At 61.4% G+C, this 20,871-nt stretch carries 22 protein-coding genes; 16 read left to right on the top strand and 6 right to left on the bottom strand.

Annotated features, from left to right (window positions below):
* Positions 1 to 117: 117 nt before the first annotated feature.
* From F8N96_RS23145 to F8N96_RS23115, 7 genes are all read left to right on the top strand, one after another.
* Positions 118 to 1,086 (top strand): GTP 3',8-cyclase MoaA, encoded by a 969-nt coding sequence (locus tag F8N96_RS23145; RefSeq protein WP_150799788.1) that lies wholly within the window; start codon positions 118 to 120, stop codon positions 1,084 to 1,086.
* 113 nt (positions 1,087 to 1,199) lie between these two features.
* Positions 1,200 to 1,805: a DUF4823 domain-containing protein gene (locus tag F8N96_RS23140; protein WP_150799787.1), complete on the top strand. Its 606-nt coding sequence runs from the start codon at positions 1,200 to 1,202 to the stop codon at positions 1,803 to 1,805.
* Positions 1,806 to 1,822: 17 nt separating this feature from the next.
* Positions 1,823 to 2,383: a DUF1285 domain-containing protein gene (locus F8N96_RS23135; protein WP_150799786.1), complete on the top strand. Its 561-nt coding sequence runs from the start codon at positions 1,823 to 1,825 to the stop codon at positions 2,381 to 2,383.
* Between the two features lie 276 nt (positions 2,384 to 2,659).
* The gene (locus F8N96_RS23130) at positions 2,660 to 3,373 is read left to right on the top strand and encodes a GntR family transcriptional regulator (protein ID WP_150799785.1); all 714 of its coding nucleotides are present in this window, start codon (positions 2,660 to 2,662) and stop codon (positions 3,371 to 3,373) included.
* A complete protein-coding gene (locus F8N96_RS23125; protein ID WP_150799784.1) occupies positions 3,370 to 4,368 on the top strand; it encodes an ADP-ribosylglycohydrolase family protein in 999 nt (332 codons plus the stop codon). Before F8N96_RS23130 ends, F8N96_RS23125 begins: the two co-directional genes overlap by 4 nt.
* 236 nt (positions 4,369 to 4,604) lie before the next feature.
* Complete coding sequence (locus tag F8N96_RS23120) at positions 4,605 to 6,071, top strand: purine-cytosine permease family protein (protein ID WP_150799783.1); 1,467 nt, start codon at positions 4,605 to 4,607, stop codon at positions 6,069 to 6,071.
* The gene (locus F8N96_RS23115) at positions 6,064 to 6,993 is read left to right on the top strand and encodes a PfkB family carbohydrate kinase (protein WP_150799782.1); all 930 of its coding nucleotides are present in this window, start codon (positions 6,064 to 6,066) and stop codon (positions 6,991 to 6,993) included. The genes F8N96_RS23120 and F8N96_RS23115 overlap by 8 nt, the downstream gene beginning before the upstream one ends.
* 132 nt (positions 6,994 to 7,125) lie before the next feature.
* Here F8N96_RS23115 and F8N96_RS23110 read toward each other — a convergent pair whose 3' ends face one another.
* From F8N96_RS23110 to F8N96_RS23100, 3 genes are all read right to left on the bottom strand, one after another.
* Positions 7,126 to 7,506, bottom strand: coding sequence for a Rho termination factor N-terminal domain-containing protein (locus F8N96_RS23110; RefSeq protein ID WP_150799781.1), 381 nt, complete (start codon positions 7,504 to 7,506; stop codon positions 7,126 to 7,128).
* A gap of 73 nt (positions 7,507 to 7,579) precedes the next feature.
* Positions 7,580 to 7,834 (bottom strand): hypothetical protein, encoded by a 255-nt coding sequence (locus tag F8N96_RS23105; protein WP_150799780.1) that lies wholly within the window; start codon positions 7,832 to 7,834, stop codon positions 7,580 to 7,582.
* 44 nt (positions 7,835 to 7,878) lie between these two features.
* On the bottom strand, positions 7,879 to 8,217 hold the full coding sequence (locus F8N96_RS23100) for a hypothetical protein (RefSeq protein ID WP_150799779.1): 339 nt from the start codon (positions 8,215 to 8,217) through the stop codon (positions 7,879 to 7,881).
* A 198-nt stretch (positions 8,218 to 8,415) separates the two neighbouring features.
* Here F8N96_RS23100 and F8N96_RS23095 point away from each other — a divergent pair, with 198 nt between their 5' ends.
* From F8N96_RS23095 to F8N96_RS23065, 6 genes are all read left to right on the top strand, one after another.
* Entirely contained in the window at positions 8,416 to 8,898 is a 483-nt protein-coding gene (locus tag F8N96_RS23095) for a GNAT family N-acetyltransferase (protein ID WP_150799778.1), read from the top strand.
* 225 nt (positions 8,899 to 9,123) lie between these two features.
* On the top strand, positions 9,124 to 10,116 hold the full coding sequence (locus F8N96_RS23090; protein ID WP_150799777.1) for a 2-dehydro-3-deoxygalactonokinase: 993 nt from the start codon (positions 9,124 to 9,126) through the stop codon (positions 10,114 to 10,116).
* 19 nt (positions 10,117 to 10,135) lie between these two features.
* Positions 10,136 to 10,756 carry a 2-dehydro-3-deoxy-6-phosphogalactonate aldolase gene (locus F8N96_RS23085; protein ID WP_150765672.1) on the top strand — a complete coding sequence of 207 codons (621 nt, stop codon included), beginning with the start codon at positions 10,136 to 10,138 and terminating at the stop codon, positions 10,754 to 10,756.
* Between the two features lie 44 nt (positions 10,757 to 10,800).
* Positions 10,801 to 11,949 (top strand): galactonate dehydratase, encoded by a 1,149-nt coding sequence (gene dgoD / locus F8N96_RS23080; protein ID WP_150765671.1) that lies wholly within the window; start codon positions 10,801 to 10,803, stop codon positions 11,947 to 11,949.
* Between the two features lie 166 nt (positions 11,950 to 12,115).
* Entirely contained in the window at positions 12,116 to 13,426 is a 1,311-nt protein-coding gene (locus F8N96_RS23070; RefSeq protein ID WP_150799775.1) for an MFS transporter, read from the top strand.
* Positions 13,427 to 13,486: 60 nt separating this feature from the next.
* The gene (locus F8N96_RS23065) at positions 13,487 to 14,290 is read left to right on the top strand and encodes an IclR family transcriptional regulator (protein ID WP_150799774.1); all 804 of its coding nucleotides are present in this window, start codon (positions 13,487 to 13,489) and stop codon (positions 14,288 to 14,290) included.
* Here the strand turns inward: F8N96_RS23065 and F8N96_RS23060 are convergent.
* The gene (locus F8N96_RS23060) at positions 14,287 to 15,339 is read right to left on the bottom strand and encodes an NAD(P)-dependent alcohol dehydrogenase (protein WP_150799773.1); all 1,053 of its coding nucleotides are present in this window, start codon (positions 15,337 to 15,339) and stop codon (positions 14,287 to 14,289) included. The two genes, F8N96_RS23065 and F8N96_RS23060, sit on opposite strands and share 4 nt — an antisense overlap.
* 192 nt (positions 15,340 to 15,531) lie before the next feature.
* Here F8N96_RS23060 and F8N96_RS23055 point away from each other — a divergent pair, with 192 nt between their 5' ends.
* The gene (locus F8N96_RS23055; RefSeq protein ID WP_150799772.1) at positions 15,532 to 16,422 is read left to right on the top strand and encodes an AraC family transcriptional regulator; all 891 of its coding nucleotides are present in this window, start codon (positions 15,532 to 15,534) and stop codon (positions 16,420 to 16,422) included.
* 278 nt (positions 16,423 to 16,700) lie between these two features.
* On the opposite strand, the gene F8N96_RS23050 is transcribed toward F8N96_RS23055, so the two are convergent.
* The gene (locus tag F8N96_RS23050) at positions 16,701 to 18,365 is read right to left on the bottom strand and encodes an electron transfer flavoprotein-ubiquinone oxidoreductase (protein ID WP_150799771.1); all 1,665 of its coding nucleotides are present in this window, start codon (positions 18,363 to 18,365) and stop codon (positions 16,701 to 16,703) included.
* A 548-nt stretch (positions 18,366 to 18,913) separates the two neighbouring features.
* Between F8N96_RS23050 and F8N96_RS23045 the strand changes: the two genes are divergently transcribed.
* Positions 18,914 to 19,663, top strand: coding sequence for an electron transfer flavoprotein subunit beta/FixA family protein (locus F8N96_RS23045; RefSeq protein ID WP_150799770.1), 750 nt, complete (start codon positions 18,914 to 18,916; stop codon positions 19,661 to 19,663).
* 2 nt (positions 19,664 to 19,665) lie between these two features.
* Positions 19,666 to 20,595, top strand: a complete 930-nt coding sequence (locus tag F8N96_RS23040; RefSeq protein WP_150799769.1) for an electron transfer flavoprotein subunit alpha/FixB family protein — start codon at positions 19,666 to 19,668, stop codon at positions 20,593 to 20,595.
* A 10-nt stretch (positions 20,596 to 20,605) separates the two neighbouring features.
* On the opposite strand, the gene F8N96_RS23035 is transcribed toward F8N96_RS23040, so the two are convergent.
* Positions 20,606 to 20,857 carry a hypothetical protein gene (locus tag F8N96_RS23035; protein WP_224794122.1) on the bottom strand — a complete coding sequence of 84 codons (252 nt, stop codon included), beginning with the start codon at positions 20,855 to 20,857 and terminating at the stop codon, positions 20,606 to 20,608.
* Positions 20,858 to 20,871 lie beyond the last annotated feature (14 nt).

Here is a 20,871-nt window from a genome sequence, read left to right as displayed (position 1 = left end):
CATGATTTAGCTACATGGCGCAGTACCTCAGGAATATACTCAGGCATAGGACTTGCTAAAACTTGATTTGTGAGTCAAGTTTTAGCAAGTCCGAACTTCCTTTTGCCGGAGTGATCCATGATCGTTGATCGTCAAGGCAGGCGTTTTCGCAACCTGCGTATCAGCCTGACTTCAGCCTGCAATTATGCTTGCACCTATTGCGTGCCCAATGGCAAGCGGCTGGTGGCTGCGCAGGATGAGCTGTCAGCCGAAGCGATGGCACGGGGCGTGGCCTATCTGATTGAAGCCGCAGGGATCGAGCGCTTGCGCATTACCGGCGGCGAGCCGCTGGTCAGCCCTAAACTCGAAGCCTTCATGACGGCTGTCGGGCAGATGGGCCTCGAAGACATCAGCCTGACCACCAATGGCCAGCTCCTGGCCAAGAAGCTGCCGCTGCTGGTGGACGCCGGCATTCGCCGCATCAACGTTTCCCTCGACACCCTGGATGCCAGTGCATTCCGCAGCATTGCCCGCGGCGGCGATCTGGCGACGGTACTCGACGGCATGGACCAGGCCAGCGCCGCCGGGATGAAAATCAAGGTCAACATGGTGCCGCTGCGCGGACAGAACCTCGATCAAGTGATGCCGCTGCTCGATTACTGCCTGGAGCGCGGCTACGAGTTGCGTTTCATCGAGCTGATGCGCATGGGCCACCTGGCCAGCGATTCCAATGCCTTCCTGCAGCAGTTCGTCAGCCTGCAGCAGTTGCTGAGCCTGATCGGCGAGCGCTACGAATACCTGCAGGCCGATGCGCCCGTCGACGCCACGGCAGTGCGTTACCAGATTCCGGGGCAGGGCCATTTCGGCGTGATCGCCAACGAAAGCGTGCCGTTCTGTCGGACCTGTTCGCGGTTGCGTCTGTCGTCGACCGGCTGGCTGCATGGCTGCCTGTCGTCGAGTAACCGGCACTATGTCGGTGATCTATTGGACAAGCCGCGTCATCAGGCATTGCCGGCGTTGCAGCGCTTGCTGGTGAAAGCCTTGGGCGACAAGCAGGAAGTGGCGTTCTCCGGTGGCGCGACCATCATGAAGATTATCGGCGGCTGATCCGCCTTCGCGGGCAAGTCGGATCGCCGCCCGCTCGCTCCTGCAGGACTGGCGCGGAAGCTGCATCCAACCCCCATTCGCCGGTTTTCCGTCACCGGCTTCTGGAGGGAAGGATGCGTAGCCTGGTTTTGCTGCTGGCCGTTTTGGTGCTCGGTGGCTGCATGAATGTCAGCGACCTGGCCGAAGGCACTCGCTACCACATGAGCGACGCGGGCCTGCTCGACCATAGCGACAGCCGCCGCGCCAATAATCTGCGCATTCAGCCCGACTCCTTCGTCTACATCGCCCAAGGCGCCTTCGCCCCCCCTGGCAGTGCCTATCCACGACCCAACGTGATCGCCGAAGTCGCCTTCGATGGCTTTATCGAATACTTTCCTATGGTACGCCGTGCCCGCGTTCCGGAAGGTCTCGACCAGGCCATGCGGGACGCCCGTGCCGCCGGTGCGCATTACCTGCTCTACACCCGCTTCGCCAAGGCTGACGACCGTATCGGCAACTCGGACGAATGGCTCGACCAGGAAGCCGTGGATCGACTCGGTATCGACAGTGGCGTCATTCAGATCATGTTGATCGAGACCAGCACCCAGTATTTGATTGATACTGCACGTATCAAGAGTCGTGGCGGTTTGCTGACGTTCCACGACACCAAGCCGGAAGACCTGATGGGCCCGCCGCTGGAGCAATATGCTCGCAGCTTGCTGGGACTCAGCGACCACTAATTCAAAAGGAGAACGCCATGAGTGGCCCGCAAAAAGCCAACGACCTGTTGGGGCAAATCCCCAAAACCAAAGGCTTGCCACCGGTCCACCTGTGGAATCCCGACTTCTGCGGCGACATCGACATGCGCATCGCCCGCGACGGCACCTGGTATTACCTGGGCACGCCGATCGGGCGCAAGCCGATGGTCAAGCTGTTCTCCACCATCATGCGCCGCGACGGCGATGACTACTTCCTCATCACCCCGGTCGAGAAAGTCGGCATCAAGGTCGACGATGCGCCTTTCGTGGCGATTGCCGTGGAGGTGGAAGGCGAGGGTGAAGCGCAGGTCTTGCGCTTTACCACCAATGTCGAGGAAACCGCCGAGGCCGGTGCCGAACACCCGATGCGCGTGGTGATCGACCCGGTGACGCAAGAGCCTGCGCCCTATGTACATGTGCGCACCAACCTCGAAGCCTTGATCCACCGCAATGTGTTCTACCAACTGGTGGAGCTGGCCGTGACCCGAGAGATCGACGGGCAGCGCTGGTTGGGTGTGTGGAGCGGTGGCAAATTCTTCCCCATCGGCCTCGAGCCTTAACACATAACCCTGTGGGAGCGGGCTTGCTCGCGAAAGCGGTCTGTCTGACATATACATGTTGGATGTGCCGGCGCTTTCGCGAGCAAGCCCGCTCCCACAGGTTATATGTCGTTCGCATAATCCAGGCACGGCACTTGACCTGTAGGAGTTGGCTTGCCAGCGAAGGCTGCGTCACTGACGTAACGCATAATCACTGATCTACGCTTGGACCCCCTCCCATCACCTTCCTGAAATATTCCTTGCCCGCCCCAACCCCTTTCGGTTATCACGTTGTACATGATTAGACAGGTACGATTTGACAAGAAACAACGGGTGGTCGACGAACTCATCCGGCGCATCGAAAGCGGCCTCATGGAGGACGGCTTTCATCTGCCGGGCGAGCATCAGTTGGCTCAGGAATTCAAAGTCAGCCGGGGCACGTTGCGCGAAGCCCTGGCCGAGTTGAAACGGCGCAACTACATCGCGACGCAAAGCGGGGTCGGCTCCATCGTCACGTTCGACGGGGTGATGCTCGATCAACGCAACGGCTGGGCCCAGGCCCTGGCCGACAGCGGGGCGCTGATCAATACCGAAGTGCTGCGGCTGGAGGCGGTGACCCGTCCTGACCTGCTGCCGCGTTTCGGCACCGACCAATTCATCACCCTCGACCGCCGACGTCGTTCCACCGACGGCAAGCTGGTCTCCCTCGAACGCTCACTGATGCCCGCCACCGGAGGCCTGGAAAGCCTGCCGCGGGTCGGCCTGATCGATAATTCCCTGACCATCACCCTGGCCGCCTATGGTTACATCGGTGATCGCGGCGATCAATGGATCGGTGCCGAACCCCTGAGCGCCGAAGACGCCGAATTGCTGGGCCGTGAGCCCGGTACGGTATTTCTCAAAGCCTTGCGCACTACCTATGACCGGCAAAACCGCTTCATGGAACAGGTCGAAAGCCTGCTCGATCCCGTGCACTTTCGACTGCACCTGCAATTTGGAAATACACAATGACTCTGCTTGACCGTGCCCTGGGCGCCTTTTATGGACTGGCCCTGGGCGATGCGTTGGGCATGCCCACGCAATCGCTGAGCCGCGCCGAGGTCAAGACGCGCTTCGGCGAAATCCGTGATTTGCAAGACGCCGGCCCGGATCAGCCGATCGCCGCGAACATGCCCAAGGGCTCGATCACCGACGACACCGAACAGGCGATTCTGGTCGGTCAGTTGTTGATCGATGGCGCGGGTCGGATCGAAGCGTCGCTGCTCGCGCAACGCCTGATCGAATGGGAAGCCGCGATGCAGGCCAAGGGCTCGCAGGATTTGCTCGGGCCGTCGACCAAGCGCGCGATCGAGATGATTCTCGCTGGCCATTCGGCGGAAGAGGCGGGGCGCTACGGCACCACCAATGGTGCGGCCATGCGCATCACGCCCGTCGGGATCGCGGCGGATGTCGCCGACCCTGAACCTTTCATCGATGCCGTGGTGCAGGCCTGTCAGGTCACCCACAACACCACGCTGGGCATTTCCAGTGCGGCGGCGGTGGCGGCGGTGGTCTCGGCCGGGATCAACGGCATGGACCTGGGCGAAGCCTTGAACCTTGGCCAGCAGATTGCCCTGCAAGCGGAAGGGCATGGCCACTGGGTCGCGGGCGGACGCATCGCTTCGCGCATCAGTTGGGCACGGACCCTCAGTGTCGACAGCGACAGGGCGATGCTCGCCGATTTGCTGTATGACGTGATCGGCACCTCGGTGGCCTCGCAGGAGTCGGTGGTGGTGTCGTTTGCCCTGGCCCAGCAAGTGGCCATTGGCGAAATGAACGCCTTCGAAGCGCTGTGCATGGCGGCGAGTCTGGGGGGTGACACTGATACCATCGCCGCGATCCTCGGGGCGATGCTCGGGGCCTGCCTGGGGTTGGAGATCTGGCCGGCGGCGATGATCGAGAAGGTCAAGGCCGTCAACCATCTGGAGCTGGAACCTCTGGTGCAAGGGCTGTTGGCCTTGCGCTGACAGGGCTGGCGCTTTCGCGAGCAGGCTCGCTCCCACAAGGGAGTGCAAACCTTAAGGTATACGCGGTCCTGTGGGAGCGAGCCTGTCGGATCGCCGCACCGTCGCGAAGGGCGCGCCGCGCGCTCAAATTTTTTCACCGCAATGGAACGCACGAATACGGCCAGGACCGCCGGGATGTTGTTTCGTCTTCCGACATTGCCCACAACCACAACAAAGGCAACAGGAGTATTTTTTTCATGCGTTCATCGACCGCCGGGCCAAGCGCCGGGCAACTGGAAACCCGGGGCATCGAACCGGTGCCGGAGGCGGAGTGCAACGGACATCCGCTGCAACTGTTCTGGGTCTGGTTCGCCGCCAACATTTCCATCCTCGGCCTGCCGCTGGGTGCGACTCTCGTGGCGTTTCGCGGCCTGGCGATCTGGCAGGCGGTCATCGTCGCGATCCTCGGCGCCGCCGGTTCGTTTGCGGTGGTCGGCATCATCTCCATCGCCGGCCGTCGGGGCCGGGCACCGAGCCTGACCCTGTCGCGAGCGATCTTCGGCGTACGCGGCAATATCGGCCCGACCCTGGTCTCGCTGATGTCGCGCCTGGGCTGGGAAACCGTCAACACCACCACAGCCGCCTTCGTGCTGCTGTCGTTGTGCTCGATCCTGTTCGGCTCGCCGGTGGAAGCCAAAAACGCACCGCTGCTGACGCTGGTGTTCATCGCGATTTTCGTGCTGCTGACGTTGTCGGTCTCCGGCCTCGGCCATGCCACGTTGCTGGTGATCCAGAAGTGGGCGACCTATGTATTCGGTGCGCTGAACATTCTGGTGGGCGGTTTCCTTTGCGCCACCATCGACTGGAGCGCCGTGTTCAACGCCACGCCGGCACCGCTGAGCGCCATGATCATCGGCATCGGCACCATGGCCGCCGGCACCGGCATCGGTTGGGCCAACGCCGGTGCCGATATGTCGCGCTACCAGCACCGCAGCGTCAAGGCCGTGCGCCTGGTGGCGTCGGCGGCGTTCGGTGCGGGGATCCCGCTGGTACTGCTGATCACCCTCGGCGGGCTGCTGTCGGTGGGCAACAACGACCTGGCCTCGGCCACCGACCCGATCGTCGCGATCCGCGACATGCTGCCGACCTGGATGGCCGTGCCGTACCTGATCACTGCGTTCGGCGGGCTGCTGCTGTCGAACAACCTGTCGGTGTACTCCGCCGGCTTGACCACCTTGACCCTCGGCCTGAAGGTCAAGCGCGTCTACGCCGTGGTGGTCGACATCGTCGCGATCTTCGCCGGTTCGATCTACTTCATGCTGATTGCGGACAGCTTCTACGGTCCGTTCATTACCTTCATTTCGTTGCTGGCAGTGCCAATCACGGCGTGGGTCGGGATCTTCGTGATCGACCTGATTCACCGTCACTACTACAGCCCCAAGGACCTGCTGGACGTCAGCCCGGGCAGCGCCTACTGGTACCACGGCGGCGTCGAGTGGCGTGCGTTCGGCGCGTGGGCATTGGCGATCGTGCTGGGTTTCAGCTTCACCACCATCGGCACGACGGCAGAAAACGTTTGGTTCAAGGGCGTCCTGTCCGATTCGTGGCTGGGACATAACGGCCTCGGCTGGATCGTGACCTTCGTGGTCGCCGGTGGCATTTACGCGGTACTCGGTGGGGCGAAGGATCGTCGCGCCGCGCGGGTCGAGAATGCTCATGCCTAGATTGCTGCACACCGGCCAGGTCATCATCGACCTGGTCATGGCCGTGGATAAACTGCCCCAGCCGGGCGGGGACGTGCTGGCGCAATCGGCCCGTTTCGAAGCCGGTGGCGGCTTCAATGTGATGGCTGCCGCCCAGCGTAACGGGTTGCCGGTGATTTACCTGGGGCGCCACGGCACCGGACGTTTCGGCGATCTGGCCCGTGAGGCCATGAACGCGGAAGGGATCCGCATCGGCATCGCTGGCCGCGCCGAGCGCGATACCGGACTGTGCGTTGCGGTGACGGACGCGTCGGCCGAGCGCAGTTTCATTTCCTATATCGGTGCCGAGGGCGAGTTGACCGCCGAGGACCTGGCGAGTGTGCTGGCCGAAGCGGGCGACTATGTCTACGTCAGTGGCTACAGCCTGTTGCATCGCGGCAAGGCGCAGGCGCTGGTGGATTGGGTGCTGGCGTTGCCGGGCGGGATCAAGGTGGTGTTCGATCCGGGCCCATTGGTGGATTCGCCGGATGCGCCGTTGATGCAGGCCTTGCTGCCGCGCATTGATCTGTGGACCAGCAACGGTGTCGAGGCGCTGGGATTTACCGGGGCACCGGACATCGGCGAGGCATTGAACCGGTTGGCTGAGCATTTGCCGGCCGAGGTGCTGACGGTGGTCCGCGATGGGCCGCAGGGATGCTGGGTCAGCCGGCGCGGCGAGCACCGGCATGTGCCGGGGTTCAAGGTCGAGGCGGTGGACAGCAATGGTGCCGGGGACGCGCATGCCGGGGTGTTTGTGGCCGGATTGGCGCAGGGGTTGTCGGCGGTTGAGGCGGCGCGGCGGGCGAATGCGGCTGCGGCATTGGCGGTGACCCGGTGGGGGCCGGCGACTTCGCCTGGAGCGGCAGAGGTGGATGCATTCATCAGCAAGTCCTCCGGCGCCTGATCTACCGCTTTCGCGAGCAGGCTCGCTCCCACAGGGTTCTGTGTCGACCATCCAAAACTGGTCAGACGCAGATCCACTGTGGGAGCGAGCCTGCTCGCGAAGGGGCCCTTGAATTCCACACAAACCAGGGCGTCAACCCGCCTTGCGCAACGCCTCGATCAACTCCTGCTTACGCATGCTCGACCTCCCCGGAATTTTCTTCTCCGAGGCTTCCTTCCTCAAACTATCCACAGTCTGGGTATCGCGCGAAGCCTTGCTGTTGCGCGAATGACCTTCACGAGTGGCCACTGCGCGTCGGGATGATTCCTTGCGATCTTCGGACTTGGCACTCGCCGGTTTCTTGCGTCCCGCCCCCCCTTTGCGCTCACCACCTCCCGACTGCTTGTTGACCGTCGCCCAGGCGCGAGCTTCTGCTTCATCTTTGGAGACACCTTTGTTCTCGTAGCTGTCTTCGATGTGCTCGGCTTTGCGCTTTTGTTCGGCGGTGTATTTGTCTTTACTTCCACGAGGCATGGGATTTCTCCTGCTGCTTGCAGAGTCTGTCAAACGGTTGCAGCCGCGCACGGCTGCAACCTGATTCGTCTTGTCAGGCGTCCAGCTTGCGCGCTGCTTCAACCCCGGCAGCACTGAGTTTTATCGGCAAGTTCAACGAATGCTCACCGTCCTCGTTGCAGACCACATGACCATGCTGAATCAATCCGCGGTCCTGCAGCGTGGCGAGGGCGCTGGCCACGACTTTCTCTCCCCGGTAATTGTCCAGGACCTCCTTGCCCAGCCCACTCGGGTGGGCGTGCAACAGGCGGGTCAGGACTTCTTTTTCAAGGTTTTTGTCGACGTTCATGCTTACCTCTTTATGCAGGTGGATAAGTCGCTCGCGTGGGCGAACTATTGGCTGGCACCGCCTTCGGAACCGGAACCACCGGTGGTGGTTTTCGAGCCGATGCCGGTGTCGGCGTTATCGGGTGTCCGGGTGTCCGGCTGGTTCATGCCACCTTGACGGCCCGCGTCGTTGCCCTGAATCCGAGGGTCGGTGCCGGTGGAGGGCGGCAGGCTGCTGTCGACGCCCGTGCCATTGGTGTTCATGGCGGGCGCGCTTTGGATTGCGGGTGCTTTCGAGCCTTCGACCGGGTTGGTCGGGCCGGTGCCGGAGGCAGTGTTGGCTGCGAAGGCGGCAGAGGACATCAGGATGGCGAGAGCGAGGGCGGACAACCTGGACGTGAGCATGCGGGTGTCTCCATTTTCTATTGAGAGTCCTTACTTGATATTGGTCCGCCGTCGATCCGGATTGGTGCCTGATGAACGACGAACGGTTCAGGCCTGCCGTCGCGCCGATCAAGTCTCCTGGCCAAAGGGATTTTCTAATGTGACGAGCGTCGCTTGTGGACTTAGTATGGCGTTTTCACTTTTGACGAAGGCACGTCCATGACCATTGAGATCCGCCCGGCGACCCCCAGCGATGCACCGCAAATCCTCGCGTTCATCACTGAGCTGGCCGACTATGAACGTGCCCGCCACGAAGTCATCGCCAGCGTCGCCGACATCGAGCGCAGCCTGTTCAGCGAAGGCGCCACGGCCCATGGTCTGATCTGCCTGCGCGACGGTTCGCCGATCGGCTTCGCGGTGTTCTTTTTCAGTTATTCCACCTGGCTTGGCAGCAACTGCCTGTACCTCGAAGACCTCTACATCACCCCGCAACAGCGCGGTGGTGGCGCGGGCAAGACCTTGCTGCGCCATCTGGCAAAAATCGCCTGCGCCAATGATTGCGGGCGGTTCGAGTGGAGCGTGCTGGACTGGAATAAACAGGCGATCGAATTCTATAAATCCCTCGGCGCGCAGCCGCAGGAGGAGTGGGTGCGGTATCGGATGGATGGGGCGGTGTTGCGGGATTTTGCACAGGGTAACTGAACACACGCGCCACGCTTAAAAGATCGCAGCCTTCGGCAGCTCCTGCAGATGCGGTGTACGTCGCGAAATCGCGCCCGAACACGATCCCTGTAAGAGCTGCTGACGGCTGCGATCTTTTTTTGTCTATTCCCATTATATGGGATGTGTATTTATATATTGAGATTTCTTCCTGTCCGGGTTTATAGTCCAGCTCACTCACTGCCAAAAAACAAAACAGGTGAATCGATGCTGGCGCAATTGATCGCGCTCGATTGGGGGACAACCTCATTACGTGCTTACAAACTGGGCCAGGATGGCCAAGTGCTCGAACAGCGCTCGCTGTCGTCGGGCATCATGCAGCTGCCCACAACGCCACGAATCGTCGCCGGCCGGGAATGCACCGATGGGTTTGAACTGGCCTTCGATGAGGCCTGCGGTGACTGGCTCGACGCGCAGCCCGATGTGCCGGTGATTGCCTGTGGCATGGTCGGCAGCGCACAGGGCTGGCGCGAAGCGGCCTATCGCGATACCCCGGCAAACGTCGCCAGTCTCGGCTCCTCCCTGCATACCCTGCGCAGTACTCGCGGAGTCGACGTGCACATCGTGCCGGGCGTTATCCAGCGCTCACCTTTACCCAATGTGATGCGCGGCGAAGAAACCCAGGTGCTGGGCGTGCTGCAAAACCTGCCATTGGATGGCGGCGACGATCTATTGATCGGCCTGCCGGGCAGTCATTCGAAATGGGTGCAAGTCGCCGACGGCTGCATCGTGCATTTCGATACCTTCATGACCGGTGAAATCTTCGCCGTGCTCAGCGAACACAGCATTCTCGGACGCACCCAGCAACGCGGTGCGCCTTTCGATGGCGCCGCCTTCGATCGCGGGGTGCAAGTGGCCTTGTCGGTGGATGGCGAGATCGGTCCGCTGTCGACCTTGTTCAGTGCCCGCAGCCTTGGGCTGACCGGCGAGCTGAGCGCTGGCGCGCAACCGGATTACCTTTCCGGCCTGCTGATCGGCCATGAGTTGGCGGCCTTGGCCAGCGTGCAGCGCCGGCGCCGCAACAGTGTGGAGCTGCCCTCGATCATCCTCATCGGCAACGCCCAACTGTGTACCCGCTATAGCCGGGCGCTCGACGCCTGTGGTTTCGCCCGGGTGGCCCTGGCCGAGCAGGCCACCGAACGCGGGTTGTGGCAGTTGGCGCGTGCCGCCGGACTGATCACCGCAAACCCATCCCGTTAAACCTGACTGGAGGTCTGACATGCTTAAACAAGCACTGGCGCAAAACGGTCTGATCGCGATCCTGCGAGGCCTGCGTCCACAGGAGGCGGCCGCCATCGGCGAAGTCCTTTATGCCGCCGGATTTCGCGTGATCGAAGTGCCGCTCAATTCCCCTGAACCGTACGACAGCATCCGCATCCTGCGCAGCACCTTGCCTGCCGATTGCCTGATCGGCGCGGGCACGGTGCTGACGCCGGAGCAGGTCGGGCAAGTGAAGGCGGCGGGCGGCCAGGTGATCGTCATGCCCCACAGCGATCCCAAGGTGTTGCGCGCGGCGAAGGCGGCGGGGTTGTTCCTGTCGCCGGGTGTGGCGACGCCGACCGAAGCCTTTGCCGCATTGGCCGAAGGGGCGGACGTGCTGAAGATGTTCCCGGCCGAGCAGATGGGGCCCGCCGTCGTCAAAGCCTGGCTCGCCGTACTGCCTGCCGGAACGATTCTGGCGCCGGTCGGCGGTATCACTCCGGACAACATGCAGGTGTTTATCGACGCGGGTGTCAAAGGCTTTGGCCTCGGTTCCGGGTTGTTCAAACCGGGCATGACGCCTGAGGACGTGGCGGTGAATGCCAAGGCCTATGTCGCGGCCTGGAAAGCCCTTCGCTAAGACTGTCTGGCGCTGCGAGCGCTGCATCCAATAAGAGAGACAACATGAAAATCACCAAACTCACCACCTTCATCGTTCCGCCGCGCTGGTGCTTCCTCAAGGTCGAGACCGACCAGGGCGTCACCGGTTGGGGCGAGCCTGTGGTCGAAGGCCGCGCCCATACGGTCGCTGCTGCCGTCGAAGAATTGTCCGACTACCTGATCGGCAAAGACCCACGCAACATCGAAGATATCTGGACCGTGCTCTACCGCGGCGGCTTCTACCGTGGCGGCGCGATCCACATGAGCGCGCTGGCCGGTATCGACCAGGCGTTGTGGGACATCAAGGGTAAAGCCCTGGGGGTGTCGGTCAGTGATTTGCTGGGCGGCCAGGTGCGCGACAAGATCCGCGTTTATTCATGGATCGGCGGCGACCGTCCGGCGGACACCGCGCGCGCGGCGAAAGAAGCGGTCGAACGTGGTTTCACCGCGGTGAAAATGAACGGCACCGAAGAGCTGCAATTCCTCGATTCCTTCGAGAAGGTCGACCTGGCCCTGGCCAACGTCGCCGCCGTGCGCGACGCGGTGGGCCCGAACGTCGGCATCGGCGTCGACTTCCATGGCCGGGTGCACAAGCCCATGGCCAAGGTGCTGATGAAGGAGCTCGATCCGTACAAACTGATGTTCATCGAAGAGCCGGTGCTCAGCGAAAACTACGAGGCGCTGAAGGAACTGGCGCCGCTGACCAGTACGCCGATTGCCCTGGGTGAGCGGCTGTTCTCGCGCTGGGATTTCAAGCGCGTGCTCAGCGAAGGCTACGTCGACATCATCCAGCCCGATGCCTCCCACGCCGGCGGCATTACCGAAACCCGCAAGATCGCCAACATGGCCGAAGCCTACGACGTGGCGCTGGCGCTGCATTGCCCGCTGGGCCCGATTGCGTTGGCGGCATGCCTGCAACTGGACGCGGTTTGCTACAACGCGTTCATCCAGGAACAGAGCCTGGGCATCCACTATAACGAGAGCAACGACCTGCTGGATTACGTCAAGGATCCGCGGGTGTTCGACTACGACAAAGGGTTCGTCAAGATCCCCAACGGCCCGGGCCTGGGGATCGAGATCAACGAGGAATACGTGATCGAACGCGCGGCGGTCGGCCACCGCTGGCGCAACCCGATCTGGCGCCATGCCGATGGCAGTTTTGCCGAGTGGTGATGCCCGTACGGTGATCGTTCCCACGCTCTGCGTGGGAACGCCGCCATGGACGCTCCGCGTCTGCTGTTGAAGCTGTGACGCAGAGCGTCACGGGATTAATTCCCACGCAGAGCGTGGGAACGATCATTGACTACGACCTCAACAAACATAAAAAGAGGCACCCCCCATGCAACCGCAAACCCTCACCGGGCAGGCGTCGTTGGTGACGCCCAGTCGCAAGCGTTTTTTCATCATGGTCCTGCTGTTCATCACCGTGGTGATCAACTACCTGGACCGCAGCAACCTGTCGATTGCCGCCCCGGCACTCACCAGCGAACTGGGGATCGATCCGATCCATGTCGGGCTGATCTTCTCTGCGTTCGGCTGGACCTACGCCGCCATGCAGATCCCCGGCGGCTGGCTGGTGGATCGCGTCCCGCCGCGGATTCTCTACAGCGTCGCGCTGCTGCTGTGGTCCATCGCCACGGTAATGCTCGGCTTCGCTGCCAGCTTCATCGCGCTGTTCGTCTTGCGCATGGCGGTCGGTGCGCTGGAAGCGCCTGCTTATCCGATCAACAGCCGAGTGGTCACCACCTGGTTCCCCGAACGCGAGCGCGCCACCGCCATCGGTTTCTATACCTCCGGGCAGTTTGTCGGCCTGGCCTTCCTCACCCCGGTACTGGCCTGGTTGCAGCACCGATACGGCTGGCACATGGTGTTTGTCAGCACCGGTGCGGTGGGCATTCTCTGGGCGGTGATCTGGTACGCGGTGTATCGCGAACCACGGGATTTCAAGGGCGCCAACGAGGCTGAAATCGAGCTGATCCGCGAGGGCGGCGGGCTGGTGGATATCCAGGCCGAGACGGCGAAAGCCAAGGCGAAATTCAGCTGGATCGACCTCGGCATCGTCCTGAGCAAGCGCAAGCTCTGGGGCATCTACCTCGGCCAGTTCTGCCTCAACTCGACGCTGTGGTTTTTTCTGACGTGGTTCCCGACCTACCTGGTGAAATATCGCGGCATGGACTTCATCAAGTCCGGCCTGTTGGCGTCGTTACCGTTTCTCGCCGCCTTCGTCGGCGTGTTGTGTTCGGGGTTCTTCTCCGACTGGTTGATCCGGCGCGGCTACACGGTGGGTTTTGCCCGCAAGTTGCCGATCATCGGCGGCCTGCTGATTTCCACCTCGATCATCGGCGCCAACTTCGTCGAGTCGACACCGCTGGTGATTGCCTTCCTCGCGCTGGCGTTTTTCGGTAACGGGCTGGCCTCGATCACCTGGTCTCTGGTGTCGACCCTGGCCCCGGCGCGTTTGCTGGGGCTGACCGGCGGGGTGTTCAACTTTATCGGCAACCTGTCGGCCATCACCACGCCCATCGTCATCGGTTTCCTCGCCACCGGTGATTCGTTCGCTCCGGCGATTACCTATATCTCGGTGCTGGCATTGATTGGCGCGCTTTCCTACATCTTGCTGGTGGGCAAGGTCGAGCGTATCAAGTTGTAGTTGCAGCCGTCGGGCGACCATAATGCCGCCCGTTCACTCGCTCAACGGTAAAGGCTGGATATGCAGGAAGACGCCCCGAAAATCGCCAAGGACGCCGCGCCGACCGGCACCCAGACACTGCTTCGTGGCCTGGGGGTGGTCCAGGCGGTGGCCAGTGGCGCCCGCGATCTCAAGGAAATCGCTCGGCTCATCGGCACTACGCGCAGCACCACCCATCGTCTGGCCAGCTGTCTGGTGGACGAGCGTTACCTGCGGGTGGTGCCGCAAATCGGCTATCTGTTGGGGCCCAAGCTGATCGAACTGGGTTTCCAGGCGCGCGAAGAACTGCCCTTGGTGACCCTGGCCGGGCCGTACCTGGATGAGCTGTCGGCATTGACCGGCGACACTATTCACCTGGCGATTCGTGAAGGCGACGAGGTGCTCTATCTGCACAAGAATCCGGGGCGCAACGGCCCGGAAATGCGTTCGCGGGTGGGGCATCGCATGCCGTTGGCGCGTACCGGGATCGGCAAGGCGCTGATGCTGGATGATACGCAGGAAGAATGGCAGCGGCTGTACGAAGTCAGCCTGCCGGCAGGTGGGAAAAATCAGTTCTGGCCGCAGCACCCCGAGCAGTCCTGGGCGCAGTTTCAGCAGCGCATGCTCGAGTATGTCGCGGGCGGCTACGCCTTCGACCTGGAAGACAACGAACCGTCGATTCGCTGTGTGGCGGCACCGATCCGCGATGCCAGCAAGCGCATCGTTGCCGGGATCAGTATCGCCAGTACCGTGCCCTATATGCCGCTGGAAAAAATGGCCGAGCTGATCCCCCTGATCAAAGGGGTTACAGCCCGGCTATCGGCGGAGTTAGGCCTGAAGGTTTAGATCTTCAATGTCGCCATGTCGATCACGAAGCGGTACTTCACATCACCGGCGATCATGCGGCTGTAAGCCTCGTTGATCTGGCGGATGTCGAGCATTTCGATGTCGCACGTGATGCTGTGCTCGGCGCAGAAATCCAGCACTTCCTGGGTTTGGGCAATGCCACCGATCAGCGAGCCGGCCAAGACGCGACGGCTCATCACCAGTTTGCCCGCATGCACCGGCGGCTCGACCGGTTCGATCAAGCCCACCAGAATGTGCACGCCGTCGAAACGCAGGGTGTCGAGGTAGGGATTGAGGTCGTGCTGCACCGGAATGGTGTCCAGCAGGAAGTCGAAATGACCGGCCGCGGCCTGCATCTGTTCGGTATCGGTGGACACGATCACGTGGTCCGCGCCCTGGCGGCGAGCTTCTTCGCCCTTGCTCGCCGAGCGGGTGAACAGCGTCACTTCGGCGCCCATGGCCTTGGCGAACTTGATGCCCATGTGGCCGAGGCCGCCCATGCCGAGAATGCCGACCTTGTCGCCAGCCTTCACCCCGTAGTGCTTGAGCGGCGAGTAGGTGGTGATGCCCGCGCAGAGGATCGGCGCGGCGCTGGCCGGGTCGAGTGTTGCCGGGATGCGCACGACGAAGTGTTCGCTGACCACGATGCTGTCGGAATAGCCGCCCATGGTGTTGCTGCCATCGATCCGGTCCGGGGTGGCATAGGTCATGGTCGGACCTTCGAGGCAGTATTGCTCGAGATTCGACTGGCAGGCTTCGCAGCTGCGGCAGGAATCGACCATGCAGCCGACGCCGACCAGGTCGCCGACCTTGTGTCGGGTGACGTTCGCACCGATGGCGGTCACTTTGCCGACGATCTCGTGGCCGGGCATCAGCGGATAAACGGCAATACCCCACTCGTTGCGTGCCTGGTGGATGTCGGAATGGCAGACGCCACAGTAGAGAATATCGATGGCAACGTCGTCGGCCCGAGGGCTGCGGCGCTCGAATTTCACGGGGGCGAGGGGAGTGGTGGCCGATTGGGCGGCATAGCCGATGGCGGTGTACATGAGGAACCTCGCAAAAGCGGTGACAGGTGAGGCGGCGCATTTTGAGCGCCGGGCCTGCCACCGGCCATGGCGATTCCTCCGGGTGTCATGCCTGATCCTCCGGCAAGTGCTGCGGCTGAGTCCCATTGGCCATCAGACCTGCGATGATGCTTTCATCCCGATTTCCGTGACTTTTTCCGTGAAGAGCTGCCCATGCTGTTGACCCGTCATCTCGATGCCAACGCCACCCTGGTTTCATTGATCCAGCCGCTGACCACTCGCGATGGTTTCGCGCCCACCCCATTGCCGGGTGTTCAGGTTCTGCGCGCCAGTTGTGATGTGGCCCGTGGTCCGCAGATCTACGAGCCGAGCCTGGTCATCATCGCCCAGGGCAGCAAACTGGCGTATCTGGGGCCGCGTACGCTGGAGTACGGCGCCGGGCATTATCTGATCCAGGCCTTGCCGGTGCCGTTCGAGTGCGAGACATTTTCGGCGCCAGATGGCCCGATGCTGGGCGTTTCCATCGCGATCGACCGGGTGTTGCTTGGCGAATTGGTATTGGCCATGGGGTTGGTGGCGGGACGCACGATTGCGGCGCAGACGCCGGAGTCCATGACCTCGGCGGTGCTCGACGATGCGATGCGCGGGTGTGTCGAGCGGCTGTTGCGTTGCCTGCACGATCCGCTGGAATGCCAGGTGATGGGACAGGCCCGATTGCGCGAGTTGTTGTTCGTCGCCTTGCGCGGGCCGCAAGCCGATGTGTTGCGGGCGCTGGTCGAGCAGCAGGGGCAGTTCGCCCGGATCGCGGCGTCGCTCAGTCATCTGCACGCCCATTACACCGAGCCGTTGAACGTCGAAACCCTGGCCGGTTGCGCGAACATGAGCGCGTCGACCTTTCACGAGCATTTCAAGCGCAGCACCTTGTTGTCACCGGTGCAGTATTTGAAGCGTTTGCGTTTGCTCAGGGCCCAGCAGTTGTTACTGGGCGAGGGGTTGGGCGTGGCGCAGGTGGCGCATCGGGTGGGGTATCAGAGCACGTCGCAGTTCAGTCGTGAGTACAAGCGCTACTTCGAGCGCAATCCCGGCGACGAACGCGCGGCCTGATCCACCGAAGATCCCTCCTACCCACCGCAAATCCCCCTGTAGGAGCCGGCTTGCCGGCGAATGCGGTGTATCAGCCTGCATTCCATGCGTCTGACCCACCGTAAATCCCCTGTAGGAGCCGGCTTGCCGGCGAAGGCGGTGTATCAGCCAGCATCCATGTGTCTGACACACCGCCTTCGCCGGCAAGCCGGCTCCTACAAGGGTTTTGTGGTGTGGCATGGATTGCAGGCAACAAAAAGGCCCCCGTTCCGGGAGCCTTTATTGTTCAACGATACGACTTACATGTTCGGATAAGTCGGTCCGCCGGAGCCTTCCGGCGCCACCCAGGTGATGTTCTGTGCGGGGTCCTTGATGTCGCAGGTCTTGCAGTGCACGCAGTTCTGGGCGTTGATCTGGAAGCGCTTCTCGCCGTCTTCTTTGGTCACCACTTCATACACGCCGGCCGGGCAGTAACGCTGGGCAGGCTCATCGTACAGCGGCAGGTTCTTGGCGATCGGGATGCTCGGATCGGTCAGCTTCAGGTGGCAGGGCTGTTCTTCTTCATGGTTGGTGCCGGAGATGAACACTGAGCTCAATTTGTCGAAGCTGAGCTTGCCGTCCGGTTTCGGGTAGTCGATCTTCTTGCAGTCGGCCGCCAGTTTCAGGCACGCGTAGTCGGGCTTGGTGTCGTGCAGGGTGAACGGCAGTTTGCCGCCGAAGATGTTCTGGTCGAGCCAGTTGAAGCCACCGCCGACGATCGCGCCGAACTTGTGGATCGCCGGGCCGAAGTTGCGGCTGGCGAACAGTTCTTCGTGCAGCCAACTGTTCTTGAAGGCGTCAACGTAGGTGGTCAGCTCTTCGGTGCCGTCTTTTTCAGCAAACAGTGCGTCAGCCACGGATTCAGCGGCGAGCATGCCGGACTTCATCGCAGTGTGGCTGCCTTTGATCTTGGCGAAGTTCAGGGTGCCGAGGTCGCAACCGATCAATGCGCCGCCTTTGAACACCATTTTCGGCAGCGAGTTCAGGCCGCCCTTGCTGATGGCGCGGGCGCCGTAGCTGATGCGCTTGCCGCCTTCCAGGTACTGCTTGAGCACCGGGTGATGCTTGAGACGCTGGAATTCGTCGAAGGGCGACAGGAAGGTGTTGCTGTAGGACAGGTCGACGATCAGGCCGACCACCACCTGGTTGTTTTCCAGGTGATAGAGGAAGGAGCCGCCGGTGTTCTCGGTGCCCATGATGTCCAGCGGCCAACCGGCGGTGTGGACCACCAGGCCTGGCTGATGCTTGGCCGGATCGACTTCCCAGATCTCTTTCAGGCCGATGCCGTAGTGCTGGGCGTCGGCCTCGCTGTCGAGGTTGAAGCGCTTGATCAGTTGCTTGCCGATGTGGCCACGGCAACCTTCGGCGAACAGCGTGTACTTGCCGCGCAGTTCCATGCCCGGGGTGTACAGGCCTTCTTTCGGGTGACCTTCGCGGTCGACGCCCAGGTCGCCGGTGATGATCCCGCGCACCACGCCGTTCTCATCGAACAATGCTTCCTGCGCGGCGAAACCGGGGTAGATTTCCACGCCCAGGTTCTCGGCCTGCTGGGCCAGCCAGCGGCACAGGTTGCCCAGGGAGATGATGTAGTTGCCTTCGTTGTGCATGGTCTTGGGCACAAAGAAGTCAGGGATTTTCTGCGCGCTGTCGGCGTTCTTGAGCACGAAGATGTCATCGCGGGCCACCGGGGTGTTCAGCGGTGCGCCGAGTGCTTTCCAGTCCGGGAACAATTCGTTCAGGGCGCGGGGTTCGAAGATCGCGCCGGAAAGAATGTGTGCGCCGACTTCGGAGCCTTTTTCGACCACGCAGACGCTGATGTCCTTACCGGCTTCAGCAGCCTTCTGCTTCAAGCGGCAGGCGGCGGAAAGACCCGCGGGGCCGGCACCGACGATGACGACGTCGAATTCCATGTATTCGCGTTCCACAGGTTATCTCCTACTCAAGGCTCAACAGTTTTTTTTCTAATTGGAGGTTTGGTGTCGCATCCATGAATGCCTGCTCGATGCAGGAAAAGGACAATCGATAACCCACCTTTCTCTCTAAGGTGGCGCATTATATCTACACCACTCTCAGCGTCCAATACAAACGTTTGTTTGAATCGGCGCAAAGCCAGAGAAATCACAGCCACGCGGCTTATGAATGGCCCATTTGGCGTATTGACCGGAATAGGTGTTCCGGTCAATATACGGGCGGTTTTGCGCTCGCCGTAGGCTGACTATTGGTTTCAAGAGCACCTCTAAAGACAGGGCGATGGCCGTGCAAGGTGAAGCGTTGCGACTCCAGGGGCGCAGTTTACACGCCGCGTTAATGAATGACTCGTCAGTCACCACTGATCAACGGTCATCCACCTCGTGAGCAAGGTTCACCCGATTACACCTGCCAGCGTTTTTAGAGGTGCCCTTGCGCCGATGAGCATCAAACCGCCAGGTTCGCCTAGGCGACTTTCTTTTCACCGGAGAGTAACGAGGAATCCATGAAGGTTCTTGTAGCTGTCAAACGCGTTGTGGATTACAACGTGAAAGTTCGCGTCAAGGCGGACAATTCCGGCGTCGACCTCGCCAACGTCAAGATGTCGATGAACCCGTTCTGCGAAATCGCAGTGGAAGAAGCCGTACGCCTGAAAGAAAAAGGCGTTGCGACTGAAATCGTCGTCGTCTCCATCGGCCCGACCACCGCTCAAGAGCAACTGCGCACCGCGCTGGCTCTGGGTGCCGATCGCGCCATCCTCGTCGAATCCGCCGAAGATCTGACTTCCCTGGCCGTTGCCAAGTTGTTGAAAGCTGTTGTCGACAAGGAACAGCCGCAGCTGGTGATCCTTGGCAAGCAAGCCATCGACAGCGACAACAACCAGACTGGCCAGATGCTCGCAGCATTGAGCGGCTATGGTCAGGGCACGTTCGCATCGAAAGTCGAGATCAGCGGCGACACGGTTGCCGTGACTCGCGAAGTCGACGGCGGCGCGCAGACGGTTTCCCTGAAACTGCCGGCCATCGTCACCACCGATCTGCGTTTGAACGAGCCGCGTTACGCGTCCCTGCCAAACATCATGAAAGCCAAGAAGAAGCCTCTCGAAGTGCTGACTCCGGACGCTTTGGGCGTTTCCACCGCCTCCACCAACAAGACCGTGAAAGTCGAAGCGCCAGCTGCACGCAGCGCGGGTATCAAGGTCAAGTCGGTGGCTGAACTGGTCGAGAAACTGAAAAACGAAGCGAAGGTAATCTAATCATGACTATCTTGGTAATCGCTGAACACGACAACAAAGTAGTGGCCCCAGCCACGCTGAACACCGTGGCCGCTGCTGTCAAAATCGGCGGCGACGTGCACGTACTGGTTGCAGGCCAAGGCGTTGGCGCGGTGGCTGAAGCCGCTGCGAAAATCGCCGGCGTAGCAAAAGTGCTGGTGGCCGACAACGCCGCCTACGCTCACCAGTTGCCGGAAAACGTCGCTCCTCTGGTAGCAGAGCTGGGCGCTGGCTACAGCCACATCCTGGCTGCCGCGACCTCCAACGGCAAAAACATCCTGCCGCGCGTTGCCGCCCAGCTGGACGTTGACCAGATCTCCGAGATCATCTCGGTAGAAAGCGCCGATACCTTCAAGCGCCCGATCTACGCCGGTAACGCCATTGCTACCGTTCAGTCCAACGCTGCAGTGAAAGTCATCACCGTGCGTGCTACCGGTTTCGACCCGGTGGCTGCTGAAGGTGGTTCGGCATCGGTTGAAGCCGTTGCGGCTGCCCACGACGCTGGCATTTCCAGCTTCGTTGGCGAAGAACTGGCCAAGTCCGATCGTCCGGAACTGACCGCTGCCAAGATCGTCGTTTCGGGCGGTCGCGGCATGCAGAACGGCGACAACTTCAAACACCTGTACGCCCTGGCCGACAAGCTGGGCGCTGCCGTCGGCGCTTCCCGCGCTGCGGTCGACGCAGGTTTCGTACCCAACGACATGCAGGTCGGTCAGACCGGCAAGATCGTTGCTCCACAGCTGTACATCGCGGTCGGTATCTCCGGCGCGATCCAGCACCTGGCCGGCATGAAAGACTCCAAAGTGATCGTTGCGATCAACAAGGACGAAGAAGCGCCGATCTTCCAGGTGGCCGATTATGGCCTGGTGGCGGATCTGTTCGAAGCGATCCCTGAGCTGGAGAAGCTGGTTTAATCCAGCGGCTTCACTTATAAAGAGCCCGACCTTTTGGTCGGGCTTTTTTTTGCTTTTTATGATCGTTCCCACGCTCTGCGTGGGAACGCCGCCATGGACGCTCTGCGTCCGCTGTTGAAGCTGTGACGCGGAGCGTCACGGGATGCATTCCCACGCCGAGCGTGGGAACGATCTTTAGTGCTTCTGTAGGAGCGAGCTTGCTCGCGATGGATTCGAGTGCGCCGCGTTTATGCAGAATGAACGCGTCATCGTTAAAGACCATCGCGAGCAAGCTTG

Origin of the sequence: Pseudomonas fluorescens (assembly GCF_902497855.1) — a bacterium.
Classification (GTDB): Bacteria; Pseudomonadota; Gammaproteobacteria; order Pseudomonadales; family Pseudomonadaceae; genus Aquipseudomonas; species Aquipseudomonas fluorescens_BI.
This window is presented reverse-complemented; position numbering and strand designations above follow the sequence as displayed.

Excerpts from the sequence above, each read along its gene's own strand:
- F8N96_RS23135 (WP_150799786.1), top strand. The coding sequence starts at position 1,823 with ATGAGTGGCCCGCAAAAAGCCAACGACCTGTTGGGGCAAATCCCCAAA.
- F8N96_RS23100 (WP_150799779.1), bottom strand. The coding sequence starts at position 8,217 with ATGCTCACGTCCAGGTTGTCCGCCCTCGCTCTCGCCATCCTGATGTCC.
- F8N96_RS23085 (WP_150765672.1), top strand. The coding sequence starts at position 10,136 with ATGCTTAAACAAGCACTGGCGCAAAACGGTCTGATCGCGATCCTGCGA.
- F8N96_RS23120 (WP_150799783.1), top strand. The coding sequence starts at position 4,605 with ATGCGTTCATCGACCGCCGGGCCAAGCGCCGGGCAACTGGAAACCCGG.
- F8N96_RS23095 (WP_150799778.1), top strand. The coding sequence starts at position 8,416 with ATGACCATTGAGATCCGCCCGGCGACCCCCAGCGATGCACCGCAAATC.
- F8N96_RS23125 (WP_150799784.1), top strand. The coding sequence starts at position 3,370 with ATGACTCTGCTTGACCGTGCCCTGGGCGCCTTTTATGGACTGGCCCTG.
- F8N96_RS23045 (WP_150799770.1), top strand. The coding sequence starts at position 18,914 with ATGAAGGTTCTTGTAGCTGTCAAACGCGTTGTGGATTACAACGTGAAA.
- F8N96_RS23040 (WP_150799769.1), top strand. The coding sequence starts at position 19,666 with ATGACTATCTTGGTAATCGCTGAACACGACAACAAAGTAGTGGCCCCA.
- F8N96_RS23110 (WP_150799781.1), bottom strand. The coding sequence starts at position 7,506 with ATGCCTCGTGGAAGTAAAGACAAATACACCGCCGAACAAAAGCGCAAA.
- F8N96_RS23035 (WP_224794122.1), bottom strand. The coding sequence starts at position 20,857 with ATGGTCTTTAACGATGACGCGTTCATTCTGCATAAACGCGGCGCACTC.
- F8N96_RS23090 (WP_150799777.1), top strand. The coding sequence starts at position 9,124 with ATGCTGGCGCAATTGATCGCGCTCGATTGGGGGACAACCTCATTACGT.
- F8N96_RS23065 (WP_150799774.1), top strand. The coding sequence starts at position 13,487 with ATGCAGGAAGACGCCCCGAAAATCGCCAAGGACGCCGCGCCGACCGGC.
- F8N96_RS23105 (WP_150799780.1), bottom strand. The coding sequence starts at position 7,834 with ATGAACGTCGACAAAAACCTTGAAAAAGAAGTCCTGACCCGCCTGTTG.
- F8N96_RS23115 (WP_150799782.1), top strand. The coding sequence starts at position 6,064 with ATGCCTAGATTGCTGCACACCGGCCAGGTCATCATCGACCTGGTCATG.
- dgoD (WP_150765671.1), top strand. The coding sequence starts at position 10,801 with ATGAAAATCACCAAACTCACCACCTTCATCGTTCCGCCGCGCTGGTGC.
- F8N96_RS23055 (WP_150799772.1), top strand. The coding sequence starts at position 15,532 with ATGCTGTTGACCCGTCATCTCGATGCCAACGCCACCCTGGTTTCATTG.
- F8N96_RS23145 (WP_150799788.1), top strand. The coding sequence starts at position 118 with ATGATCGTTGATCGTCAAGGCAGGCGTTTTCGCAACCTGCGTATCAGC.
- F8N96_RS23060 (WP_150799773.1), bottom strand. The coding sequence starts at position 15,339 with ATGTACACCGCCATCGGCTATGCCGCCCAATCGGCCACCACTCCCCTC.
- F8N96_RS23070 (WP_150799775.1), top strand. The coding sequence starts at position 12,116 with ATGCAACCGCAAACCCTCACCGGGCAGGCGTCGTTGGTGACGCCCAGT.
- F8N96_RS23130 (WP_150799785.1), top strand. The coding sequence starts at position 2,660 with ATGATTAGACAGGTACGATTTGACAAGAAACAACGGGTGGTCGACGAA.
- F8N96_RS23140 (WP_150799787.1), top strand. The coding sequence starts at position 1,200 with ATGCGTAGCCTGGTTTTGCTGCTGGCCGTTTTGGTGCTCGGTGGCTGC.